Here is a 25,662-nt window from a genome sequence, read left to right as displayed (position 1 = left end):
CGGAAATAAATTAAACACTGGATAATTGAATAAAAGATTCTAGTTTTATACAAAATTTATTATTTTATATTGCAAAATTTAATGTATGTGGTATAATTAAGTTAGTTGATGATAACGTATACAAAAAAGATTACCGTTTCTTCAATTATGGTATTTGTGGGAATTTAGGTGAGATAAGAAGCAAATGGAGTTGGTTAACCAGCTCCATTTGCTTTTTTTACTGTTAAAAGTATGCAATTTTTGTTATCTAAACCTAGGGATATAAAGGTTTTAGAACAGTAACTTAGGGTAAACAGTAAAAAATATGTAGCCTGCCAGAATTTCTTAACATAAGGTTAAGAAAAGGCAGATGCATAAAAATAAAACTTAGATAAGTTTTCGAAAAATACAATAAATAATTAATATTTTGAAAGTTTTTTATTTAACATAGATATAATAGCTCACTAAAGTTGCAAATGCTTGAACTCTATAGTTATAATTATATATAAATATTAATATTAGTAATTATTTGTTTAAAGGGGGCGAAGGGTAAGCGCTAGATTACCTGAATTATATGGAAATAAGTAATTTTGTAAAGTTTAGAGAAAAAATTCAAAATAATATTGGAAAAGTAATAGTAGGAAAAGAGGAAAAGATTGATAAAATAATTGTAGCTTTTATTTGTTCTGGACATGTTCTTCTAGAGGACATACCTGGACTAGGTAAAACCAAGCTTTCAAAAGCCTTATCGAAGACTTTAAACTGTACATTTAAAAGAGTTCAGTTTACGCCGGATCTTTTACCGTCTGATCTGACTGGAATATACTTCTATAACCAAAAAACAGGTGAGTTTGAACTGAAAAAGGGACCGTTGATGAGTAACATAGTCCTTGCAGACGAAATAAATAGGGCCACACCTAGAACTCAGTCAGCTTTACTTGAGTGCATGGAAGAAAGGCAAGTTACTATTGAAGGAAATACCTTAAAGCTTGATAGCCCTTTCTTTGTAATAGCAACTCAGAATCCTATTGAGCAGTTTGGTACATTCCCGCTTCCTGAAGCACAGATGGATAGGTTTTTTATGAGACTTTCTATGGGGTATCCTGAGTATGAGGAAGAGAGGGCAATATTAAATAAATACATGAATGAAGATCCTTTAGAAGATTTGAAAGCGGTTATATCTATGGAAGATATAATATATGTACAAAAACATTACTCAGAAATAAGCGTAAGTGAAGAGATTAAGAGTTATATACTTGATATAATTTCAGAAACAAGAAAGAGCTATGATATAGAGTTAGGAGCATCTCCTAGAGCTACTTTAAACTTAATGAGGGGAGCTCAAGCTTTGGCAGCAATTAGTGGCAGAGATTATGTAATACCTGAAGATATTAAGAGCATAGCAGTAAGCATTGTGTCTCACCGTTTAACTGTAAAGTCCTCTATTGGAACCTCTAGAAGTGATTCTCAAGAAAAGATTTTAGAAGATATATTAAATAAGATAGATACTCCTTTAGAAAAGCTGTAATCCAGTGAGGTGCTGACGTGGGTGGTATATTAATATTATTTTTTTCTATATCAATAATTTCTATAATAGCAGAAAAGATAAGAAGAAATGCATTTAGAAACCTATCAATATTTAGAAAGATTGATAAAAAATCAATGTATCCTGGGCAAGAAATAAATGCAAAGATGTATTTTGAAAACTTCTCTAAGATATTTATACCCTTTGTTCATGTTGAGGAACAAGTTCCATTGGAATTAGAAAGAATAGGCCAATCATATAGTGAGAGAATAGGTGATGTAAAATCTTATTCCAATGTTTTTAATATCGGAGCAGTAGAAAGGCTAAAGTTTAATTATAAATTTTCATCAAATAAAAGAGGGATATATTATTTAAAAAACATAAAAGTATCCATAGGAGATATTTTTGGATTGGCCGAAGATATTCGTGAATTTGAAGATTATATTGAAATAATAGTATACCCAAAAGTTAAGAATCTTTCAGAACTACAATTTAATAACAACAGTCTTTTAGGCGATATAATAGTGAAGAGGTGGATATTTCAAGATCCATTGTATGTAAAAGGCATTAGGGAGTATACCACAGATCATAGGATGAAAGATATACATTGGAATTCCTCAATAAGAATGGGAAAACTAATGGTAAGAGAATATGACTTTACCTCTGATAGACAAGTTACCTTTTTATTTAACACTCAGACTACAACACCATTTTGGAATGTGTATGAAGGTAATAATATTGAAAGCGGAATAGAATTGATGGCTTCAATAGGTAAGGAACTTATAAATGGAGGTGTTGCTACAGGAATATGGACCAATGGACAGATCGTAAGTTATTTTGGAAAACACGGCAACGAATTGCCTCCGTCTACTTCATCAGTTGAAAGATTTTTAGAATATTGTTCAAGGATAGATGTGAATACAAAGTTCTCCTTCAGTGACTATATATACAATAAGAGAGATAAATTTGACATAAATACAGTGTATCTACTTATCACTTCATATATTGATAATGAATCAGCGTCAGTAATAAATATATTAAGAAGTAAGGGGATACTTATAAAGATTATAGATATATCAAAGCAAGGAGATATTAATATTCCTGGAGTTGAAAAGTTACATCTAAGCGGGGAGGGAAGATGATGAATTTATATAGATTTATTAAAGTAATATACGGTATTTTAGTATCTACTTTCGCGTTTATAATTTCATCAATTCTGTTAAATGCTATAGGTGGAGTGGAACCTAATTTCATTGTTTATGTTATTACAATATTGTTCATGTTTCTATTTTATTATATGAATAATAAAATAAGTAAGAAGAATGGATATAAAATTATTATAGTAGTTCATAATATATTATATTTTATTACATTATGTATTATATTTGGAATAGGAGATAACTTAACCTTACAGCTAATAGTTTTAATTCAAGAAGTCCTATTATTTGGAGGGGAAGTTGGATCTATAACAAGAGATTTTTATAAAATCAGGCTAAGAAATTTAGTAATATTTTTAGTCATAGGAATAGTAATCTCTTTCTTTGTATCTAAAGAAGTTAATGCCTACTTATATCCATTTTATATGCTGTTCTTGATTACAGGTATTATCCTATTAAGAGCTTCAAGAGCATTTCAATATAAACTTGAAAGTTCTAAAAAAGCAAAAAGTTATATAATAATAATTGTGTTATCTTTATTTTTATTTAATCCCTATATATACACCTTTCTGTTGAATATTATTAAAATATTATATAAGAAAATTGAATGGATTCCTATAACATTTATCTATGTTATATCATTATTGCTTGAGTATCCTATAAAAGTGCTACAAGGATTATTAGCTAATACTAAGACAACCGAAAGCGCTGATAATGGAGCTAAGACAGTAGATAATCAATTAAAGGTTGGCGACTATAGTGGTGTTACTACTAACCTAGTATTAAAAATTATATTTATTCTTCTTATAATTATGTTTTTTATAATTATGTTTAAAGTAATATTGAAGAGAAGTAAGGATAAGCAGAGGAACATTGAGACTCTTGGAGGGATAGAGAGAGAAAGTTTAGAGGAATTGGCAGGTAATGGTAAAGGAATTAAAAAAAATAATTGGTCCGGACCGAACGGAAAGATACTAGAGATATTTTATAATATACAAAAAGATACCTATAAGAAAAATATATTTAAAAGAAGTATGACTGCAAGTCAATTATTTAATATATCAAAGGCCTATATAGATAGAGATAAGGAATTTAAGCATATAATTGATACCTATAATGAAGCTAAATTTTCTTCACATGAGATTAGTGAAGAGGTAATAAAAGAATATGAAGAAAACTATAAAGGATTAAAAAAACAGATAAAAGATATTAAAAAGGTATAAATTCTTGAATAAAATAATCTCCTTTGGATAAAAATACTACTTGAATTGCAAGGGAGGTTAAATAATGAGAAATAATGATTTTATGAAGAAAACATATAATAATTTTTCTGACTTTGTAAGGGTAGCTTCTTCTAGAGAGTTATCCTATTTTTTGTTGGATGCAAAGTACACTAGTGGCTTTAGTAAGCAGATGAGTCAATTAATTAGTGATATTACCAAGGAAGGAAAAGTAGCAGCGGATTTTGTGCTATTCTTTAATACCGATGGAGAAATTGCAATTTTTGATGAAGATTTACTAGGAACTTATATCGGAGACAGGTTTACGGCAGAGATAGAGGAGAAGTATAGTAATAAGAGATTAAATTACATAATAAAATCTGTGGTTAACAATAGTGAAGATGTGCAAAAAGATTTTATTCAGGTATGTTATGAAGTAGTGGTGTCTATATTAAATGAGATATATAAAGAAATGAAGTACAAAAAAGAGTTAGGAGAATTTTATAAAAAGACTTTAAAGCTTGAGGATGATTCTATAGATAATCTCCCTTTAAAGATTGCGGCTTTGCTAATAGTAGAGGATATCTGCAGATACTTAGGAATTAATATAGGATTAAAGCAGATAATAAAATAATATAAAAGTTGTTTACAAAAAAAGCATGGATTCGTCAAGTTTTGTTTGTTTCTCATGACAATTTACAGTATTAATTTTCCATATGACGCAGATATAGGATTATCAACTGACGTTTTTAAAATATTGTGTCATATTTTAAAGAGAAAAAAATTTTTGACAAACCATCATTTGACACAAAAATAAAATAATTAGTGTTAGGATATTCCTATGAGTTCTATAACATGGTTTATAAGACTTAAGGGGGTAATTTTATGATGGTTGTTGAAAATTTATGGAGAAAGGTAAACATTGACAACAGGGAATGTGACTATTCTTACAGACTTATCAAATCTGACTTTAAAAGCACACCTGTATATGGAATTGAAGTAGAGAGAGTTGATTACTGCGATAATAAAATTGTTAATATAGAAAGAGACTCTATAGACAAGATTTCACCAATATACGATAGTGTATACAAGTTGTTAAATTTGGTTTATGAAAATCAAGTATCTCCTATTCATTTGATTGATATACTTGGAGAAAGAGTAGATGAGCTAGTAGAAGATTTCAGTACATGCTATCTGTCTGTTGCAAATTAATATATTCTTTTTCTTAAGGAAAGTAATTGCTTTCCTTAATATTTTGCAGTTTATCCTTAGTACAACTTTGAAATATCTTTTATTAGCTATAAAATAATATAGAGTTCCTAACTCAACTATCAATTTATACATGCCCGAAAATCCCCAAAAGCCGAGATTTTCGAACAAGTATAAATTAAGTTTCTATATAGTAACTCTTTAGTAAAGCAAACTGTAGTTTATAATAAGATTTTCAAATATGTTTAGGGGTGAGCGGATGATTATAGGAACTGGAGTAGATATTATTGAAATAGAGAGAGTAAAGAGAGCTGTTGAAAGAACTAAATCATTTATGAATAAAGCATTCAGTGAAAGAGAAATAAGTTTATTTGTTCAGAGAAATATGAGAATGGAGTCAATAGCTGGTAATTTTGCGGCAAAAGAAGCTATAAGTAAAGCACTAGGAACTGGAATAAGAGGATTTCAATTAAAAGACATAGAGATTCTTAGAAATGAAATCGGAAAACCAGAAGTGAATTTATATGGAAGAGCTAGAATAATAGCTGACTTGAAGAATGTTAAATTAGTGCATGTAAGCATATCTCATAATAAAACTGATGCTATTGCGTTTGCTGTATTGGAGGGAGAATAAAATGAGAATAGGATCCTCTGAAAATATTAGAAAGATAGATCAATACTGTATAGAGAAGATAGGCATACCTAGTATTGTTCTGATGGAAAATGCAGCTTTAAAAGTTTTAAGCAATTTAGATTTAAAAATTCATAAGAATTTTGTAATTGTTTGCGGTAATGGAAATAATGGAGGAGATGGATTAGCTTTAGCTAGGCATCTTAAGGCTTTAGGTAAGAGCATTGATGTATTTTTAATTGATTTAAATGGTAAATTATCTGATGATTGTTCTATGAATTATAGTATACTTAAGAATTTAGGCATAAAAGTATATGGCTTAAATAACATTGAGGACTGCTCTCAACTTAGAGAATCTTTACTAAATAGCGATGCAACAATAGATGCTATATTTGGAACCGGTTTAAGCCGAAATTTGTCAGAGTTTTATATAGATGTAATCTCTGTTATAAACGAGAATAGTAATTATATAGTTTCTATTGATACTCCATCAGGCATGGATTGTAATACTGGAAAGGTCCTTGGTAACTGCATTGAGGCTGATAAGACTATAACCTTTCAATTTTTTAAAAAAGGTTTTTTAACTTGGGGGACTAGCAAATATACTGGCCATATAATTATAGAGAACATCGGAATAACAGATGATATAATGGATCAATATAACGATAATATTTTCATGATTACAGAGGAAATGGTGAAGAAGTACATACCAAATAGAAATAAGTATGGATATAAAGGGGATTACGGCAAAGTGTTAGTTTTGGCAGGATCTTCAGGTTTTTCTGGTGCTGCATATATTACTGTTAATAGTGCAGTTAGAAGTGGAGTAGGATTGGCTACTTTATGTACTTCACCAGATTTGCAAAAGATATTATCAACAAAGCTTACAGAAGCTATGACTTCCAGCTATGAGGATGAAGAAGATTTATTTAGACTTATTGATAGAAGTGATTGTATAGCAATAGGACCAGGAATGGGAGATACAAAATTAACCCTAGATTTATTGAAAAAAGTATTAAATAGGTCTACATGTCCACTAGTTATAGATGCAGATGGTATAAATGTTTTGAAGGATCAAAAAGAATTGCTGATAAATAATAATCTTCCAGTTGTAATCACACCACATATAGGAGAAATGGCTACCTTGACAGGATATTCAAGGGAATATATAAAGGAAAATAGACTGGAAGTATCAAGAGAATTTGCCATTAAATACAAAGTGGTGGTATTATTAAAGGGGTACAATACAATAATAACAGATGGAAATAAAACTTATGTAAATCCCACTGGAAATAGTTCCATGGCTTCAGGTGGAATGGGTGATTGCTTAACTGGTATTATAGCAAGCTTTATAGCACAAGGAGTTTCTATGCTTGAAGCAGCAGCAATAAGTGCTTATATACACGGTTATATAGGAAATTCATTATCAGAGTCCATGTATTGCGTTAATGCTAGTCATATCATGGACAATATATCGTCAATAATAAAAGAAATACAGCTAAAATAGAATAAAATCACTCCTTCTTTAATAATAGTATTAATGTAGTCATAATGTAGGAGGATTTATGAAAAAAAATAGACTATTATTAATATTATTATTCTTAATAATAGCAGCAGTATCAATATTTGCTGCTTATCAAAGGTTTTTTAATATTACACCAGAGGAAATTCTAGATGAGATTAAAGAAATAGGTGCATACACTACAGACGTCTCTTATACGGCTATAAGTTCAAGAGGTGAAGTGAAGTATGATACTACTCAGTGGTATGACAAAACACAAGGGACAAAGATAGAGTTTAAAGATGGAAGGATAAATCTTTATAAAGAAAACAAAATCTATATAAAAGATATAAACTCAAACAGACAATACGAAATGGACAAGGATTCTGATCAGTTTTATAAGTTAGCGTTTATGGATGAGATTAGAAAATATATCGTACTAGATAATGAGATTAAATACTATTATAAGGATATTAATGGCATAAGGTATTTGATGGTTGAGTTTTCCATGCTGAATGGCAATGAAAATATGGACAAACAGTTATTGATAATAGATAGTGAAAATAGAGTGCCTAAAGAGTTGATAATATATGATAAGAAAGGAAGTGAGCGTGGGAAAATAGTTTATAGTAATTTTAAGAAACTGAAGAACGTTGATAAAAAGCTGTTTGAAATATAGTATTTGACATATAAATATAAAATAAACTTTTGCTGTTTTATCAAGAAAAGTTATGATGAAGAAAAACATAAGAATTATAATACTTAAGGAGATTGAGCATAGGGTTAATGTTTGTAAATATATATTTTCAACTGTATGGGGAGATTTCCGAGAGTATGTACATAGAATATGGAATTGGAATAAAGGTCTTATAATACTATCACTAAAGTTGATAAAAAACTTTTGATTAATCTTACATTTAAATAAATAAATTTAAAAATAAATGTAAAAAAAAGTAAAAATAGAATACTGAAAGATGAAAATTCTTTGACATTGTGACATAATTTGCTATAATTTACTTATACATATATCATTCTTTTTATAACTCTGAGGAGATGGGAGAATCATGTCATATTCAAAGAATAAGGGAAATAATGCATTGAAAAAAAAATATGAAATTTATAGTCAATTAAATGATGCAAATTTAATATCATATAATGAGGACGATGAAGAATCAAAATTTTATTTGTTGATGAAAAAAGGTTATGAAGAAATGGCAAGTATAAATTCTGAACTTGCTGAATTTGGTGTTTCATCAGAACTTAAAAATACTATTGAATATGAGACATGGCTATTCGGAGTGTGATATATGTAATGACGGGGACAAATGTAAAAAGAGGAGATATATTTTATGCAGATCTAAGTCCTGTAATAGGTTCAGAACAAGGTGGCATAAGACCTGTGATAATTGTACAAAATGATATAGGCAATAAGTATAGTCCAACTGTAATTGTTGCTGCTATAACATCTCAAATAAATAAAGCTAAGCTTCCTACTCATGTTGAGATATCTTCAGAAGAGTATGGTCTTAATAGGGATTCGGTTGTATTGTTAGAGCAGGTACGTACTTTAGATAAAAAAAGATTAAAAGAGAAAATTGGTCATATGACTGATGATGATATGAAAAAGGTTAATAGAGCTTTACTAATAAGTTTATCATTAGATTAGATATTTGGAGGGGCTGTTGCATTAGCGTGTAGAAAACGTTGATGCTACAGCCCCTGTTTTTATAATAACTACTTTATGAATGTTATATCTGAATTTTATCTTTGGTTTTCATAGGAGAATTTATTTATGGAGTATTAAACTGTTGCAGTTAAGATTTGTTTTCTATATTCCATTGGAGTAAGCCCTATATGTTTCTTAAAGAAACGTGAAAAGTATGTTATATGATTAAAGTTAAAAATATGACTGATTTCAGTCACAGACAAGTCAGTGTTATTGAGATAAAGTTTTATAGCTGCTATCTTAACCTCACTAATATACCCCGATAAAGTCTTGCCAACTTCTTTTTTAAAAGCAGCAGAAAGGTAATTAGGATGTACCTTTGCAAAAGTTGATATCTCTTGAAGAGATAAAGGATTTTCTATATTCTTTTTTATATATTCTATTACTCTATTTATAAGTGGGTTATAAAAATACTGCTTGTATCTTTTGGAAACATTAATAAAATCATTCAACATAGAATATTCCAGTTCCTGTAGTGCGTTAACATTGGAAGTTTCATCTATTAAATTTATATAATAATCGCTTAATATAAATGCTGTCTCAGTGTCCAAACCAACTTCTATCGCAGCCCTAGTAAAGATTGCGCAAGAACCTACAATGGAATACTTAAGAGAGGTTAATGGCTGTTTAGATAACTGAGCTCTTTCAAGTGAATTAATTTTTTGTAGAATATAGATAGCAGTTTCGCCATCCAACTGCTGAATACATTGTACTAATTTAGATTCAAGTTCGTAAGGTGGATGGATATATGAGGCATATCTATTTTTAGCCATAGTATCCTCGATTTTTTTATAAATACTTTTCATTCTTTATATCACCTCAAAAAGTAATCTTAAAAAAGTGCAAAAGTTATTAATATTGTATAAAAATTATAGGATTTTTTGGATACAATGTCAATGTAAGCATTAATTAATTTAAATACAGCGGTGCTGCAAATGTAGAGAAGTGCTTGTTTTATGTAATTTAGTATTATAGTCCACCTAATTAAATAACTTATAATTTTATTATCATTAACTAAGAAAATTTAATTAGTGAAATGTATTTATGTTATTCTTGTAAACGTTTAATAAAGTTTATACCTTAAAAAAAGATAATAATAAATATTTATATTAAAAAAATAATATTTTGAGAATTAAAAATAGGGGGAAGTAGTATGAAAACAAAAAAATATTAAGCGTTATCTGTGTTATGGCAGTGGCATTAACAACTATGGTAGGATGTGGCTCTAATGGTGGAGGATCAAGTTCAAAGTCAGGAAAAACAGAAGTTACATTGATTCAAAATAAGGTTGAAATTCAACCTGAACTTGAAAATGCAGCTAAACAGTTTAATTCTTCTCAAAGTGATGTGGAAGTAAAGGTATTAGGAGCAGCAGGAGATAATTTGGTTACTACATTACAATCACAATTTGCATCAAGTCCTGCTAAGGCGCCTACGATATTCACGTGCAACAGTGGAAGTGAATTTGAAAAATTCTTCAAGTACATGGCGCCTATGGATTCAGCAGCTGCAGCTAAGAATATTGCTAAAGGACAGGCTGAAGATACTATGAAGGATGGCAAATTATATGGACTACCATTAGCGGTTGAAGGAATTGGACTTGTGTATAACAAGCAAATGTTTAAAGATGCAGGAATAGATGCTGAAAGTATCAAAAGTATGGATGATTTAATTTCAGCTTGTGAAAAACTCTCAAAAGTTAAGGGAGTAAATAAGCCTCTTGCTTTTGCAAAAGAGACTTACTTCCAATTTATGCATCCATTTAACTGGCCATTTGCAACTATGAGCAACTATAAAGAAATTATACCTAAGGTTGTTAGTGGACAATTAAATTTAAAGGATGTACCGGAAGTTAAGAAATATGCTGAGGACTTACAAAAGTTAGAACCATATACAAATTTGGCTAAGGATACTTATGATGATCAAGTTGCAGGCTTTGCACAAGGTAAATATGCTATGATTCATCAAGGTAACTGGGCTCAATCAATTATTGATCAATATAAGGTAAGTTTTGATTATGGTATGATTGCAATGCCTGCAAATGGTAATACTTCCCTTGCAGTGGGTAATACAAACTTCTTCCATGTAAATAATGCGTCTACAAAAGAACAACAAGCTGGTGCTATCAAGTTCTTAGATTGGTTATTAACTACTAAAGATGGACAGAAGATTGTAACCGATAAATTTAAAGTTATTCCAGCATACAATGGTTTTGATACAAGTAAATTAAGTGTTCTTTCAAAAGAGGTTTCTAAGTATTCAGATGCAGGAAAAACAGTTCCATGGACATTTAACCTATTCCCTGCAGGTGTTGATAAGGATTGTACAAGTGCTATGGAAAAATTCTATGCTGGTCAAGCTAATTCAGACCAATTACTAGATGAAATACAAAAGGTTTGGGTAAACGCGGCTAAAAAATAGTATTTGATGTAACCTTAAAAGCCTCACTTGAGGCTTTTAAGGTATATAAAGATTAGTTAAGGTGTAGAAAATAGAAATAAGGTTAGAAATGGAGCGAAAATAATGAATAAAAAGTATAAAAATAAAATAACTACGGCCTTATTTGTTATTCCATCTTTGTTTATATTTGTGAATGTTGTCATTATCCCGTTCATAATGGGAGTCATATATTCATTTACTAATTGGGATGGATTTGCTTTTACAGGGGCTAGTTTTGTAGGAATAAAAAATTATATTTCAGCTTTTCAAGATGGAAAATTCGCTACCTCTTTTTTATTAACAACAAAATATGTTATTGCTATGACCATTTTAGTTAATATTGTTGGACTTTCACTTGCAATGCTTGTAACATCAAAGGTTAAGTTTAAAAATGTATTTAGGGCTGTATATTTCTTACCGAATTTAATTGGTGGGTTAATACTTGGTTTTATATGGAAGTTTATATTTACAAAGCTATTTGAGAGCTTAGGGCAAATGACGCATACTTCAAAGATATTTTTCAATTGGCTAGACAATCCTACTGCTGCCTTTTGGGCATTGGTTATAGTAGGTGTGTGGCAAATGGCTGGGTATGTGATGATAATATATATTGCTTCCATTGAAAGTATATCAGATGAAGTCTTGGAAGCAGCAGACATTGATGGAGCAAGTGCATGGACTAAATTTAGAAAAGTAACTGTACCACTTATAGCCCCTGCTTTTACAGTAAGCTTGTTTGTTACTCTAGCAAATTCCTTTAAGCAATACGATACGAATCTGTCTTTAACCAACGGTGGCCCTTTTGGATCAACGGAGCTTATTAGTATGAATATATTTTCAACAGCCTTTGGATATAACAAATATGCTGAGGCACAAGCTAAATCTATAATGTTTTTCTTAGTTATTATGATAATTACTATAATACAAATTTCCATTACTAAAAAGAAAGAGGTTGAAATGTGATGAAGTCAAAGTCGAAAGCATATAAAATCTTTTTTATCCTTGCAATCATTGTAGCAATAATGACTTTATTTCCTATATATATCATGTTAGTAAATTCATTTAAAGGAAGAGAACAGATATTTACTGATACACTTGGATTACCTAAAGCTTTTGATTTTTCATATTATCTACAAGCAATAGATAAAATGAATTTTCTTCATGCTTTAACTAATTCTATAATTGTAACAGTAATAAGTACTGTTTTAATTATAGTATTTTCTTCTATGACAGCATGGGCCCTAGTTCGTAGTAAGTCAAAAATTGCAAATATAATACTTTTAATGCTAGTTGTAACCATGCTTATACCGTTTCAATCAGTTATGATCCCTCTGATGCAGTATATGAGTAAATGGGAAATACCTTCACTTGGCTTCTCTATGATTAACACTTTTTATGGACTTATTTTTATGAATGTTGGGTTTGGAACAAGTCTTGCAGTCTTTCTATATCATGGATTTATTAAGAGTGTTCCTCGTGCATTAGAAGAAGCTGCAATGATAGATGGGTGTAATAAATTTCAATTGTTTTGGAGAATAGTATTTCCGACCTTAAAACCAATTACAATTACTGTAGCTATTTTAAATGTTATTAGTATATGGAATGATTATTTATTACCATCACTAGTATTAAGAGACCCAGAACTTAGAACAATACCACTTTCAACATTTTACTTCTTTGGAGAATTTACAATTCAGTGGAATTTAGCTATGGCAGGATTAGTTTTGACAGTTATACCAGTTGTAATTTTTTACTTAGTTTCTCAGAAACATATAATAAAGGGAGTTATGGCTGGAGCGGTTAAATAGCTTAAAAGATTAAGTAACATAATTATATTGGAAAGAGAGAATAGGAAATGGAGAATGAATGGATTGTAAGTGATGATAGTTTAGAGGCAAACGAACTTTTAAAGAACGAAAGTATATTTAATGTCTCTAATGGATATATAGGTATAAGAGGAAACTTTGAAGAGAAGTATCCTGAGCAATATAAAACCATTAGAGGAACATATATAAATGCATTTTATGAAGAGTCACCAATTGCCTATGGTGAAAAAGCATATGCATTTCCTGATAGTATGCAGAAGATTGTAAATGTAATTGATTCACAGGATATAGATATAATAATTGATGGACAAAAATTATCTGTTTTTCAAGGTACCCTTAAAGGGTTTAGTAGACATCTAGATATGAAAAAAGGATGCTATATAAGAGAAATATGGTGGGTTTCACCATCCGGAAAAGAACTAAAAATAAAGATAACTAGGCTTGCATCTTTGGAACATTTGGAGTTATTTGCTGTTAATTACGACATTGAGAAAGTAAATTTTGATGAAGAAGTAATTGTAGAATCTTCAATTAGCGGAGATGTAGAAAATTTTATAGATGATAATGATCCAAGAGTAGGTACAGGGCATGCTAAAATATTGTCTATAAAATCTATAACAATTGAAGATGAAATTATGCAAATAGTTTCGCAGACAGAAAATGCAAAAAATATTGTAGCAGTTACTACAAAGCATGTATGTAATTCAAAGTACGAATGTATTTTTGAAAAAACAGACAAAAAAGCAAAAACTATTTTTAAAATTAAACCAGGTAAAAAGGTGATCAATTTTACAAAATATAATATATATACGGATTCTCTAAGACATGAAGATGTAGTAGGTACTGGTGCAGTGAAGGCGAAAAGTATTAGTGGGACTCCATTTAAAACTTTAGTTAAAATTCAAGAGGAATATTTAAGGGAGTTTTGGAATTTAGCTGATATTGATATTGAGGGGGATGACAAGCTTCATCAAGGACTCAAGTACAACTTATATCAACTATTTCAAGCAGTAGGAAGAGATGATAGAAGTAATATCACTGCAAAAGGCTTGAGTGGTGAAGGATATGAAGGACATTACTTTTGGGATACAGAAATATACATCCTTCCATTTTTTACACTATGCTACCCAAAACTTGCAAAGGGACTTTTAAGATATAGATATAATATTTTAGACTTGGCTAGACAAAGAGCCTTAGAGATGGGACATAAAAAAGGCGCGGCCTATCCATGGAGAACTATAATAGGCAAGGAGTGTTCATCTTATTTTCCAGCAGGCACAGCCCAGTATCATATTAATGGAGATATAGCTTATTCCTATATTCAATATTATTTAGCAACTGGTGACTTAGATTTCATTAAGGAATTTGGATTGGAAGTTATCTTTGAAACTGCAAGGATATGGGTTGAAATAGGGCATTTTGATAAAGATTTATTTAAGATAGATGCCGTAACGGGACCTGATGAATACACAGCAATTGTGAATAATAATTACTATACAAATGTTATGGCAAAATTCAATTTAAAATGGGCAAATAAGCTTTACAATAAACTTAAAAATGAGGATTCAGAATTTATTAGAGAGTTAAGTAAAAGAATTAATATTGAAGAAGAAGAAGTTAAGCTTTTTGAAGAAGCTTATAAAAATATGTATTTACCATATGATGAAGAGTTAAAAATAAATCCGCAGGATGATTCTTTTTTACATAAAGCTATATGGGATTTTGAAAATACACCTAGTGAAAACTACCCTTTGCTATTAAATTATCATCCTCTAACAATATATAGGTATCAGGTGCTAAAGCAAGCTGATACAGTTCTAGCACACTTCCTAGTGGAAGATGAAGTTGATTTTAATACTATAAAGAATTCCTATGATTATTATGAAAAAATAACAACTCATGATTCGTCCTTATCCTGCGCTGCATATAGTATCATGGCGTCAAAGGTGGGATATGCTGATTTAGCATATAAGTATTTTATTGAAACAGCAAGACTAGATTTGGATGATACTCATGGTAATACAAAGGATGGTATTCATACTGCTAATATGGGGGGAACCTGGATGGCTGTCGTATATGGTTTCGCAGGGCTTAGGATAAAAGAAGATTATATTTCACTATCTCCAAAGTTGCCGGAGGTATGGGAACAACTGAATTTTGGATTCTTGTATAAGGGGAATCACATTACGGTTTCTATGAAAAAGGATAAAACAGAGATAATTAATGAAGGAGACAGTCGTATCAATTTGAGAGTTAATAGTATATTGTATGAAGTTTCTGAAGGTAAAAAAATACAGGTTCAAAATTAATCTAGGAGATGGGGAACTAAAAGTAATTAGTGCCCCATCTGCTTTTTTTTTATGTATAGAAAATATAAAATTCCTTTGGTTAGAACTAGTAATATAGAGATTATTATTCTAAAATAAGAATTTTATGGGTAATAAATAAGATATATTGGCAAATAGTATAGCACATATATTATATTATCATCTTAATAACGACTTTTTTAAAAAATAAGTATATCCAATTTAGGAAAGCTATGATAAAATATTTATTGGTTTGGCATAACTGTTTAACATTATGATATTTAGAGCTGTACAACTTTAATGCTAGATTAATTTCAATTACATACAGGTATGTAACTTGCAAACTTAAAATTTAGTTATAAAGTTTTACTTCTATGATATAGATAATAGGCTAAGACCTAAAGGGGGATAATATGAGTAATAAAGTTGATGAATTAAGACAAATTGCTAGGGTTGTAAGAAAAGATATTATTTCTATGCTGACAGAATCAGCATCAGGTCATCCTGGTGGATCGCTTTCAGCAGCAGATATATTAACAACTCTTTATTTTAAAGAAATGAATATAGATCCTAAAAATCCTAGGATGGCTCATAGGGATAGATTTGTTTTATCTAAAGGACATGCTGCTCCAGTGTTATATAGTGTACTAGCTAGAAGAGGGTTCTTCTCAGTAGAAGAGCTAAATGGACTTAGAAAATTAGGCTCTATGCTTCAAGGACACCCAAATATGAATGATGTACCAGGAGTGGATATGTCTACAGGTTCTTTAGGACAAGGAATATCGGCAGCAACTGGTATGGCGCTTGCTGGAAAACTAGATAATAAGGCTTATAGAGTATACGCTTTATTGGGAGATGGAGAACTTGAAGAAGGACAAGTTTGGGAGGCTGCTATGTCTGCGGCTCATTATAAACTTGATAATTTAACAGCTTTTGTTGATAATAATGGCTTACAGATAGATGGAGAGATAGAGAAAGTAATGAATCCAGCTCCAATTGGAGAGAAGTTTTTAGCCTTTGGATGGAATGTTATAAATATAGATGGTCATGATATAGACCAAATAATCAATGCGATAGATGAAGCTAAAAGTGTTAAAGATAAACCTACTGTAGTTGTATGTAAGACTATAAAAGGAAAAGGTGTTTCATTCATGGAAAATCAGGCTGGATGGCATGGAGCAGCACCAAATAAGGAACAATGTGAGATCGCTCTAAAGGAAATAGGAGGGGAAAACTAATGGCTAATAAGATTGCAACGAGAGAAGCTTATGGTAAGGCGCTTGCTGAGCTTGGTAAGACAAATCAAAAGGTAGTGGTATTGGACGCGGACCTTTCTAAATCTACTAAAACAGCAGATTTCAAAGCGGTGTTTCCTGAAAGATTTTTAAATATGGGAATAGCAGAAGGAAATATGATGGGAGTTGCTGCAGGTCTTTCAACTTGTGATAAAATTCCTTTTGTTAGTACTTTTGCAATGTTTGCTGCTGGAAGAGCTTTTGAACAGATAAGAAATTCTATATGTTACCCAAACTTGAATGTAAAAGTATGTGCTACACATGCAGGTTTAACTGTAGGGGAAGATGGGGCTTCACATCAAGCTATAGAAGATTTATCTCTAATGAGAAGCATTCCTAATATGACTGTTATAAATCCATCTGATGATATAGAAACAGAGGCTGCTATAAATGCAGTAGCTGAATATGTAGGTCCATGCTATGTAAGATTAGGAAGAGTTGCAGTTTCTACTATTAATGACAATGCAGGTTATAAGTTCGAGATTGGTAAAGGGGTAAAACTTTCTGAAGGGAAAGATGCTACTATAATAGCTACAGGAATAATGGTTGAAAAGGCTTTAGAAGCTAAAGAAGCACTAAAGACAGAGGGAATAGATGTAGCAGTTATTAATATTCATACAATAAAACCAATTGATAAAGAAATTATAATATCAGCAGCAAGAGAAACTGGCGCGATAGTAACTGCTGAGGAACATAATATAATTGGTGGACTAGGATCAGTAGTTTGTGAAGTTGCAAGCGAGAATATTCCAGTGCCAGTAATCAGAGTAGGTGTTAAAGATACTTTTGGTGAAAGTGGTAAGCCAGATGAATTGCTAAAAGCATATGGACTTACTACAGAAGATATCATTGCTTCTATAAAGCGCGTTATTGAGTTAAAGGGCTAAAATAAAAGGAAATAAAAGAAAATAGTAGATTATTTTAATTAAATCAATTAATATAACAGTGTAGGACATCCTATGCTGTTTTTTTGCTATAAAGCAAATTGTGAGACTTTTTACATTAGAAGAAGGAGAAGTTATATGAATGACAAGATTAAGGAATTTTTTATAATAACATTAGGGTTTATTTTAGTTTCTATAGCAGTTCAATATTTTTATGTTCCTAATAATATATCAGGTGGTGGAATAACTGGTATAGCTATGGTTATAAATTATTACATACCAAGCATACCAATGGGACTGTTAATGATAATAATGAATATAATTCTATTTATAGTTGCATTTTTTGTTGTTGGAGGTAATTTTGGAGGAAAAACCTTATATGCAGCTTTTGGGTTATCACTTTCAATGTGGGTCATAGAAAAGTTTTTAAAACCTCATGCTTTAACTACAGATCCAATGCTGGCTGCTGTTATTGGAACCACAATGCTTGGAATTGGTTTAGGTATTGTCTTTTCTCAAAACGCATCCACAGGAGGGACAGATATATTAGCTAAAATACTAAACAAGTTCTTTCATTGGGATATGGGAAGGTGTATGCAATCAGTAGATATAATTGTTGTTATTCTATGTGCCATGACTTTTGGAATAAGCAAAGGATTGTACGCTGTTGTCTGTGTTATGCTAAATGGTATTATAATTGATAAGGTTATTGAAGGCTTTAATTCAGCAAAAGCTGTAGCTATATTTACAAATAAAAGTGATGTTATAAAGTCGTACATAGTAAATGAAGTAAACAGAGGCTGCACAGTATTTGAAGGTAAAGGTGGCTATACTAATGAAGAGAAAAAGGTTATATACTGCGTAATGGATAGAACTCAATTAATTAAGTTGAGAACCTACATAAAGTTAGCTGATAAAGATGCTTTTATCATAGTAAGTGAAGCTCACGAAGTATTAGGACAAGGTTTTAAAGATATACACAACTGACAACCGGGCCTAAGTTCAGTCCACAACTGACAACCGGGCCTAAGTTCATTCCACAATTAAAAAACTGGGCTTAAGTTCATTCCACAATTAAAAAACCGGGCCTTAGTTAATCACATAACTAGGAACTAGGCCTAAGTATGTAAGATTTAAGTACATAGTATTTTTACTTATAAAATTAATAAATAAGCTTCTGAAAAATAGGCAAAAGCTAACTGCAAAAATAAAAGCCATGCATAAAAGAAAGTTAAAATTCTTTCATGCGTGGCTTTTACTTATTTAAATTTATAAATTTTATTGCAAAGTTGCACAACATAACCTTTAAACTACCTATGATGGATAAAAGTTAATTTTTTAAGAGAGAATAAGTGTTATGAATATACAATAGTACGATAAGTATAAAATTCGTAATATCTGTATTCTATTAAAGGTTTATAAATATATATCTATAGTATATGTAAAATGTTAATAGGGGGAGTTGTAGTATGAGTAAAAATTTTCTGAAAGACTATATTCTCATAACCATAGGAATACTTTTGGTAGCTATAGCTGTTGAATATCTCTATGCTCCAAATAACCTTGCTGCAGGAGGTGTAACCGGTCTGGCTATAGTTATTAATCACTATCTACCATTCGCGTCTACTGGTACACTGGTTTTGGTTATGAATTTAATATTGTTTATAATCGCATTTATCTTTATTGGAGGGAATTTCGGAGCTAAAACTATATATGCCTCTTTTGGATTATCACTAATAATGTGGATAATTGAAAAGTTTTTTAATCCTCAAGCGCTTACCAAGGATTTAATAATAGCAGCTATATTTGGCACCTTTTTATCAGCTATAGGAATGGCTATAGTTTTTAATACCAACGCATCTACTGGCGGTACAGATATAATTGCTAAGATACTAAATAAGTTTTTTCATGTTGATATAGGAAAATCCCTATCCTCTGTAGACTTCATAGTTACGTTATTGGCAGCTATCACATTTGGGCTTGATGCAGGTTTATATGCGTTACTATCTGTAATTTTAAACGGAATTGCTATTGACAGGGTTATTGAAGGTTTTAATACTTCTAAACAAGTTACTATAATAAGTAGAAAAAACAAGGATATAGGGCAGTTTATAATGAATGAATTAGGTAGAGGATGTACTTTTTTAAGAGGCGTTGGAGGATATACTGGAAAAGATACATTTATAATATATACAGTTGTAGGCAGGACCGAGTTTATAAAACTTAGAGAATATATAAAAGGAATAGACTCAAAAGCCTTTATAACTGTTGGTGAAGCACATGAGGTCTTGGGAGAAGGATTTAAAGACATAGGTAATATGTAGAGTATATAACATATATCTGTAAAGTGTGAGGAACATATGATGAAAATTTTAAAGAAATATCTTTATATAACATTTGGTGTTCTTTTGATAACCATATCACTTGAATACTTCTTTTTTCCTAACGATATAGCTGCAGGAGGGGTATCAGGGCTTGCAATTGTTATTAATAAGCTTACAGGAATATCAGTAGGTCTGCTAATGATATTGTTTAATATAATTCTATTTATAATAGCTTTTATTTTTATAGGTGGGGGCTTTGGCGCAAAGAGTATTTATGCTACTTTTGCTTTATCAGGCTTGCTATGGGTTTTTGATACTTTTATTATTCCAAAACCATTTACTGAAAATTATATACTTGTAGTAGTTGTTGGAAGCGCAATTCAGGCTCTTGGTCTTGCAATAGTTTTTAATCAAAATGCATCAACTGGAGGCACTTCAATAATAGCTAAGATATTGAACAAGTACTTACATATAGATATAGGTAAATCACTGCTGTTGTCAGATTTTGTTGTTACAATTCTTGCAATATATGCTTTTGGAGCAGATAAAGGAATGTTTGGACTAATAAGTGTCTTTTTAACAGGAACACTTGTTGACAATGTAATTGAGGGATTTACTATAGCAAAAGCAGTTTTTATAATAAGCAGTGGAAGTGAAAAGGTAGCTCAATTTATTATGAGTGAATTAGGAAGAGGTTGCACCTATTTAGATGGAAGAGGTGCCTACACAAAAGAAAAAACATTTATGCTTTTTACTGTAGTAAATAGAAAACAATTCATAGTTCTGAAGAACAAAGTAAGAGAAATAGATGCTAATGCATTTATAACAGTAACTGATGCAAGAGAGGTTCTTGGAGAAGGATTTAGGGATATAGATGAGGAATAATTATACTTATATGCAATAATATATATTTTTTTATTTAAAATTTTCTTATAGTCTAAGGTCAGTAAATAAGGATGTTACAACAACTTTTCCTAGAATTCCCTAAGGTAAGTTAATAAAGAATTCATAAAAACAAACGCAACTACATTAATACTTATGTTATAATTATTTTGTGTATTTGTAGCATTAGATAAATTACCGTCGAAAAAACAATTTTAAGGAGTTGTCTATATGATTGAATTTAAGAGTGTAAATAAAGTTTATAATAATAATGTAAAAGCTTTATCGGATGTAAATGTGCAGATTGATCAAGGAGAATTTGTTTTCCTTGTAGGACCAAGTGGAGCTGGAAAGTCTACTTTTATAAAGATGTTATTAAAGGAAATTGAACCTACTAATGGAAATATATTTATGAATGGAACAGACCTTGCATCCATTAAGAGGAGACAAGTTCCTTTTTATAGAAGAAAAATTGGAATGGTGTTTCAAGATTTTAGATTAATTCCTACTTTAAATGTTTATGAAAATGTAGCTTTTGCCATGAGAGTAGTTGAGGCTTCTTCTAGAGAAATTAGAAGAAGAGTTCCGCTTGTTCTTTCTTTGGTTGGACTGTCTCATAAATATAAGATGTTCCCAAATGAATTGTCAGGTGGTGAGCAACAAAGAGTTTCTATAGCAAGAGCTATTGTAAATAATCCTCAAGTATTAATAGCAGATGAACCAACAGGAAACCTAGATCCTGAAACAGCTAAAGAAATAATGAAGCTTATAGATGATATAAACAAAGCAGGTACTACTATAGTTATGGCTACTCATGCTAAAGATATAGTTAATGCTATGAAAAAGAGGGTTATTGCTATTGAGAGAGGTACTATAGCAAGAGATGAAATGAAAGGTAGGTATATCTATGAAGATTAGTACTATAAAATATTTTATATCAGATGCGTTTAAAAGTTTAAGAAGAAATAGAACCATAAGCATAGCTTCTATGGCTACAGTTTTAGCAACTCTATTTGTTTTTGGTGTATTCATGCTAGCCGCTTTAAATGTAAATAATGCAGTTAATAGCGTAGAGTCAAAGATTCAAATACAAGTATATTTAAATAAAGATATAACTTTAACTGATGAACGAGATATTGAGGTAAAGCTAAGAGCTGTTAATGGAGTTAAGGATGTAACCTTCGAATCAAAAGAAGAGGCATTAGAAAAGTTTAAAAAGCAGTTAAAGGATAATGCATCTTTATTAGAGGGGTATGACACTAAGACCAACCCATTACCAGATTCATATATGGTAGAGATAGACAAACCTGAAAACACTCAAAAGGTAATAAATGAAGTTAAGGGTATGAAGGGTATAGAAGAAATAGGAAATGATCAAGATTTAGTAAATAAGATTGCAGCATTTTCTAAAACTATAAGATGGGTAGGCGTTATTATCTTTGTAGTTTTAATTGGAGTATCGTTATTCTTGATAATGAATACAATAAAATTGACAGTTTACTCAAGAAGAAGAGAAGTTGGAATAATGAAGTTTGTTGGTGCTACAGACTGGTTTATAAGGTGGCCATTTATACTTGAGGGAGTTGTTATCGGCGTAGTAGGTGCAGTTATATCTAATATATTATTATTCTTTGCCTATAAAGAAGTATATTACAAAATAACAGCTCAACTTATAACAGCTAATTTGATTAATCCAAATTATGTTTTAACAATGATGTCTTGGCAGTTCGTCATTTCCGGAGCTCTAATAGGTATATTCGCAAGTATTATTGCTTTAAGGAAGTTCTTGGTAGTATAATTTAAAAATAAGAATAGAATAAATTATTAAGACAAGAATATAATTATAGGAAAGACAGTTGCTAAGAAAGGGTGAATACATATGGGCAATGACAGCGAAGATAAGAAGAAGACTAATAAAAAGAGATTAGGTGTAGTAGCTATAATTGTAGTCGCATTATTAGCTACCAATGCAGGATCATTTTATTTAGGGAATCTAGTAGCATTTAAAGGCTTTACCCCTGCATTAAGTGATAAGGCAGTTGCAGCGTCACTTTCAGGAGTAAATGATTTATCAAAGTTTAAGTCTTTATTTGAAGTAAGAGATATTCTTTACAAAAATTATGATGGTCCTATAGATGATTCTAAGCTGGTTGAAGGTGCTATAAAGGGTATGACAGAAGCTCTAGAAGATCCATATACAGTGTTTATGGATAAGAAGGATTATCAAAGTTTTGCTGAACAAAGTAAAGGAAATTATATGGGACTCGGAATTCAAGTAGAGGCCAAAGATGATAAGATTACAATTTCAGGAGTTTTTGATAATTCACCCGCAAAGAAAGCTGGACTTTTACCAGGAGATATTATTTTAAAAGTTAATGATACGGCAGTATCTGGCAAGGAACTTGATAAGGCTGTTTCTATGATGAAAGGAACTACTAAGTCTGAAGTTAAGCTTACTGTTTCAAGAGATGGCAAAGGAACTTTTGATATTAAAGCTATTAGAGATGTGGTAAAAATCGATTCAGTAAAAGGTGAGATGATAGATAGTAAAACTGGATATATACAGATAGCTGGTTTTGAAGAAGATACATCTAAGGATTTCACTAATAAACTTAAAGAGCTTGAAGGCAAAGGTATGAAAGGCTTGATATTAGACTTAAGAGACAACCCAGGTGGCTATCTGGATGAGTGCGTAAATGTAGTATCAAATTTCATTCCAAAGGGAAAGACTATAGTATCCACAATAGATAAATATAAAAATGAAAACAAAAGTGAATCAAAAGGTGGTATAGCAATAGGAATGCCTTTAGTTGTGCTAGTGAATGGTAATTCTGCTAGTGCTTCAGAGATAACTTCAGGTGCAATAAGAGATTATAAGATAGGAACTCTTATAGGAACAACAACCTTTGGAAAAGGTATTGTTCAAGTGGTGTTTAGTGATGATACACCATATAAGGAAAAATATATGCCTTCACTAGATAAAGGTACTGCACTTAAGGTGACTATTTCTAAGTACTACACACCAAGTGGTGAAAATATTCATAAAAAGGGTATTAAGCCTGATATAGTGGTTGAGTATCCAAAGGATTTACTCTCAAAACCATATGATAGATCAAAAGATCCTCAATTTAGTAAAGCATTTGAGGTATTACAAGAAAAGATGAAATAGGAGGATATCCACATGGATTTAGCGATATATACCCTTAGATCTCTAGCTTATGCAATTGTGGACCCCCAATATGCCTTGATATTAACATTACTTGCTGTAATGTTCTATATGCAAAATAGAAAAAATTCATTTATGCAAAGAATGATATTAGGGGAGAGTTTCAACTCTCCCCTAGAACTTACTTTATCACAGATAGTATTAGGGATACTTGCGGGAGCTTTGGGTAGTATAATACTTACATATCTTGGGGTTGTGTTTGATAAAAACTCTGGAATTGGTATTTTATTTATGGTATCACTTTTACTAATGTTTTATAAACCAAGATTTTTTTGCTTTTCATACTCTGCAGCTTTGCTTGGAATTGTAACTATAATATTAAATTCTATATATGCATCAATGAAGATGGAATCACCTCTAAATATTAATGTAGTCTCTTTAATCACTTTTGTAGGTGTGTTACATATAATTGAAGGAATATTAGTAAGCTTCGATGGTGATAGAGGAGCTATACCTGTATTTACTAACAAAGATGGCAGAATACTTGGTGGGTTTGCTTTAAAGAGGCATTGGGCGATACCACTAGCCTTAATTATATTAATGAAAGGTACTATCGATACTGGCACAGTGGAGATAGCAAACCCAAGCTGGTGGCCACTTATTCAAGGTGAAAGCTTTAAAAAAATAATGGAAACGGCAGTGATATCTTTGGTTCCGTTCTATGGAGTTATAGGCTATTCCTCTGTTACTTTTACCAGTAATAAGAAGGAGAAAGTTAGAGGCTCTGGAGTAGGGATATTCTTATATGGATTAATAATGATTTTAGTTGGACAACTTGGTAATCTTGGACTTGTATTCCAAGTTGTGGGCCTAGTCTTAATGCCGCTAGCTCATGAAGCTATGTTGAAATATCAGAATGTTATAGAGCAAAGAAAAGAACCAGTATTCGTAAGTGATGAGGAAGGAATCTCTATACTTGATGTATCACCAAATTCACCAGCCCAAAATGCTGGGATAAAGAGTGGCGATAAGATTCTGGCTATAAACGAAGAAAAGGTAGTTAATGAAATTCATGCATATAAGCTTATAAAAGAAAGTTATTTAACTGTAGATATGAAGATAAAAAATAGAAAAGGATCTGTAAAAAATATATTAATAAATCAAGTAGACAATAAGAGATTAGGAGTTATATTAGTTCCTAAAGTTGTCAATGATAAAGATATGATAAATTACGATAAGCAAAGCTTTAATGATATTTTAGATAAGCTGAAAAATAAAGATAAGTAATATTAATAAAGATGTACCACTTCAATGCGAAATCTATTTTTAAACCTCCGCTGTCTTCTGAGAGGGGAGTTTAAAAGTATAAGTTCAATATGAAGTGGTGCATCTCGAAATCAAGCCTAACTATAATGTATATCTATACTACATTGTTGTTAGGTTTTTACTTTATAAGGATTAAAAATTAATATTAATAGAGCTAAAGAAGATGAGTTTTTGATAAATATATTGTGATTTTAGATAAATGGTATTTTATACTTGTATTTTATTATACTTACTATTGACTTGAAAATGCATAAAAGAATAAAATA

General features: G+C 30.9%; 24 protein-coding genes. 23 read left to right on the top strand and 1 reads right to left on the bottom strand.

Features of this window, described 5'->3' with window-relative positions; translation table 11 throughout:
- Positions 1-553: 553 nt before the first annotated feature.
- From GXK57_RS14540 to GXK57_RS14495, 10 genes are all read left to right on the top strand, one after another.
- Positions 554-1,507, top strand: a complete 954-nt coding sequence (locus tag GXK57_RS14540) for a MoxR family ATPase (RefSeq protein WP_160677755.1) — start codon at positions 554-556, stop codon at positions 1,505-1,507.
- A gap of 17 nt (positions 1,508-1,524) precedes the next feature.
- Positions 1,525-2,646: a DUF58 domain-containing protein gene (locus GXK57_RS14535; protein ID WP_160677753.1), complete on the top strand. Its 1,122-nt coding sequence runs from the start codon at positions 1,525-1,527 to the stop codon at positions 2,644-2,646.
- The gene (locus GXK57_RS14530; protein WP_160677751.1) at positions 2,643-3,884 is read left to right on the top strand and encodes a hypothetical protein; all 1,242 of its coding nucleotides are present in this window, start codon (positions 2,643-2,645) and stop codon (positions 3,882-3,884) included. The genes GXK57_RS14535 and GXK57_RS14530 overlap by 4 nt, the downstream gene beginning before the upstream one ends.
- A gap of 64 nt (positions 3,885-3,948) precedes the next feature.
- Entirely contained in the window at positions 3,949-4,515 is a 567-nt protein-coding gene (locus tag GXK57_RS14525) for a hypothetical protein (RefSeq protein ID WP_160677749.1), read from the top strand.
- A 251-nt stretch (positions 4,516-4,766) separates the two neighbouring features.
- Entirely contained in the window at positions 4,767-5,093 is a 327-nt protein-coding gene (locus tag GXK57_RS14520; protein WP_160677747.1) for a DUF6514 family protein, read from the top strand.
- A gap of 256 nt (positions 5,094-5,349) precedes the next feature.
- Positions 5,350-5,724 (top strand): holo-ACP synthase, encoded by a 375-nt coding sequence (gene acpS, locus GXK57_RS14515; protein WP_160677745.1) that lies wholly within the window; start codon positions 5,350-5,352, stop codon positions 5,722-5,724.
- 1 nt (position 5,725) lies between these two features.
- Entirely contained in the window at positions 5,726-7,228 is a 1,503-nt protein-coding gene (locus GXK57_RS14510) for an NAD(P)H-hydrate dehydratase (RefSeq protein WP_160677743.1), read from the top strand.
- A gap of 58 nt (positions 7,229-7,286) precedes the next feature.
- The gene (locus tag GXK57_RS14505) at positions 7,287-7,901 is read left to right on the top strand and encodes a germination lipoprotein GerS-related protein (protein ID WP_160677741.1); all 615 of its coding nucleotides are present in this window, start codon (positions 7,287-7,289) and stop codon (positions 7,899-7,901) included.
- 385 nt (positions 7,902-8,286) lie between these two features.
- The gene (locus tag GXK57_RS14500) at positions 8,287-8,526 is read left to right on the top strand and encodes a hypothetical protein (protein WP_128215697.1); all 240 of its coding nucleotides are present in this window, start codon (positions 8,287-8,289) and stop codon (positions 8,524-8,526) included.
- Between the two features lie 8 nt (positions 8,527-8,534).
- Entirely contained in the window at positions 8,535-8,888 is a 354-nt protein-coding gene (locus GXK57_RS14495) for a type II toxin-antitoxin system PemK/MazF family toxin (RefSeq protein WP_160677739.1), read from the top strand.
- A gap of 134 nt (positions 8,889-9,022) precedes the next feature.
- Here GXK57_RS14495 and GXK57_RS14490 read toward each other — a convergent pair whose 3' ends face one another.
- The gene (locus GXK57_RS14490) at positions 9,023-9,754 is read right to left on the bottom strand and encodes an AraC family transcriptional regulator (RefSeq protein ID WP_160677737.1); all 732 of its coding nucleotides are present in this window, start codon (positions 9,752-9,754) and stop codon (positions 9,023-9,025) included.
- A gap of 382 nt (positions 9,755-10,136) precedes the next feature.
- Between GXK57_RS14490 and GXK57_RS14485 the strand changes: the two genes are divergently transcribed.
- The 13 genes from GXK57_RS14485 (at position 10,137) to GXK57_RS14425 (ending at position 25,357) form a co-directional block, all read left to right on the top strand.
- Positions 10,137-11,369 (top strand): ABC transporter substrate-binding protein, encoded by a 1,233-nt coding sequence (locus GXK57_RS14485; RefSeq protein ID WP_160677735.1) that lies wholly within the window; start codon positions 10,137-10,139, stop codon positions 11,367-11,369.
- Positions 11,370-11,471: 102 nt separating this feature from the next.
- Entirely contained in the window at positions 11,472-12,350 is an 879-nt protein-coding gene (locus tag GXK57_RS14480; protein ID WP_160677733.1) for a sugar ABC transporter permease, read from the top strand.
- Positions 12,350-13,195, top strand: a complete 846-nt coding sequence (locus GXK57_RS14475; protein ID WP_160677815.1) for a carbohydrate ABC transporter permease — start codon at positions 12,350-12,352, stop codon at positions 13,193-13,195. The genes GXK57_RS14480 and GXK57_RS14475 overlap by 1 nt, the downstream gene beginning before the upstream one ends.
- A gap of 47 nt (positions 13,196-13,242) precedes the next feature.
- On the top strand, positions 13,243-15,522 hold the full coding sequence (locus tag GXK57_RS14470) for a glycoside hydrolase family 65 protein (RefSeq protein ID WP_160677731.1): 2,280 nt from the start codon (positions 13,243-13,245) through the stop codon (positions 15,520-15,522).
- 410 nt (positions 15,523-15,932) lie between these two features.
- Entirely contained in the window at positions 15,933-16,757 is an 825-nt protein-coding gene (locus tag GXK57_RS14465; RefSeq protein ID WP_160677729.1) for a transketolase, read from the top strand.
- On the top strand, positions 16,757-17,701 hold the full coding sequence (locus tag GXK57_RS14460; RefSeq protein ID WP_160677727.1) for a transketolase family protein: 945 nt from the start codon (positions 16,757-16,759) through the stop codon (positions 17,699-17,701). The genes GXK57_RS14465 and GXK57_RS14460 overlap by 1 nt, the downstream gene beginning before the upstream one ends.
- A gap of 135 nt (positions 17,702-17,836) precedes the next feature.
- Positions 17,837-18,685 carry a YitT family protein gene (locus tag GXK57_RS14455; RefSeq protein WP_160677725.1) on the top strand — a complete coding sequence of 283 codons (849 nt, stop codon included), beginning with the start codon at positions 17,837-17,839 and terminating at the stop codon, positions 18,683-18,685.
- 482 nt (positions 18,686-19,167) lie between these two features.
- On the top strand, positions 19,168-20,022 hold the full coding sequence (locus tag GXK57_RS14450) for a YitT family protein (RefSeq protein WP_160677723.1): 855 nt from the start codon (positions 19,168-19,170) through the stop codon (positions 20,020-20,022).
- A gap of 36 nt (positions 20,023-20,058) precedes the next feature.
- Positions 20,059-20,907, top strand: a complete 849-nt coding sequence (locus GXK57_RS14445; protein WP_202127730.1) for a YitT family protein — start codon at positions 20,059-20,061, stop codon at positions 20,905-20,907.
- Positions 20,908-21,135: 228 nt separating this feature from the next.
- Entirely contained in the window at positions 21,136-21,822 is a 687-nt protein-coding gene (ftsE, locus tag GXK57_RS14440) for a cell division ATP-binding protein FtsE (RefSeq protein ID WP_160677721.1), read from the top strand.
- A complete protein-coding gene (ftsX, locus tag GXK57_RS14435) occupies positions 21,812-22,702 on the top strand; it encodes a permease-like cell division protein FtsX (protein WP_160677719.1) in 891 nt (296 codons plus the stop codon). The genes ftsE and ftsX overlap by 11 nt, the downstream gene beginning before the upstream one ends.
- Positions 22,703-22,783: 81 nt before the next feature.
- Positions 22,784-24,073, top strand: coding sequence for a S41 family peptidase (locus tag GXK57_RS14430; protein WP_160677717.1), 1,290 nt, complete (start codon positions 22,784-22,786; stop codon positions 24,071-24,073).
- A gap of 12 nt (positions 24,074-24,085) precedes the next feature.
- On the top strand, positions 24,086-25,357 hold the full coding sequence (locus GXK57_RS14425) for a PDZ domain-containing protein (RefSeq protein WP_160677715.1): 1,272 nt from the start codon (positions 24,086-24,088) through the stop codon (positions 25,355-25,357).
- Positions 25,358-25,662 lie beyond the last annotated feature (305 nt).

Source organism: Clostridium sp. C8-1-8, from assembly GCF_009928445.1.
In the GTDB taxonomy this organism is placed as follows: domain Bacteria; phylum Bacillota; class Clostridia; order Clostridiales; family Clostridiaceae; genus Clostridium_AR.
Note: the sequence above shows the minus strand (reverse complement) of the source record. Positions and strands in the feature narration are given on the sequence as shown.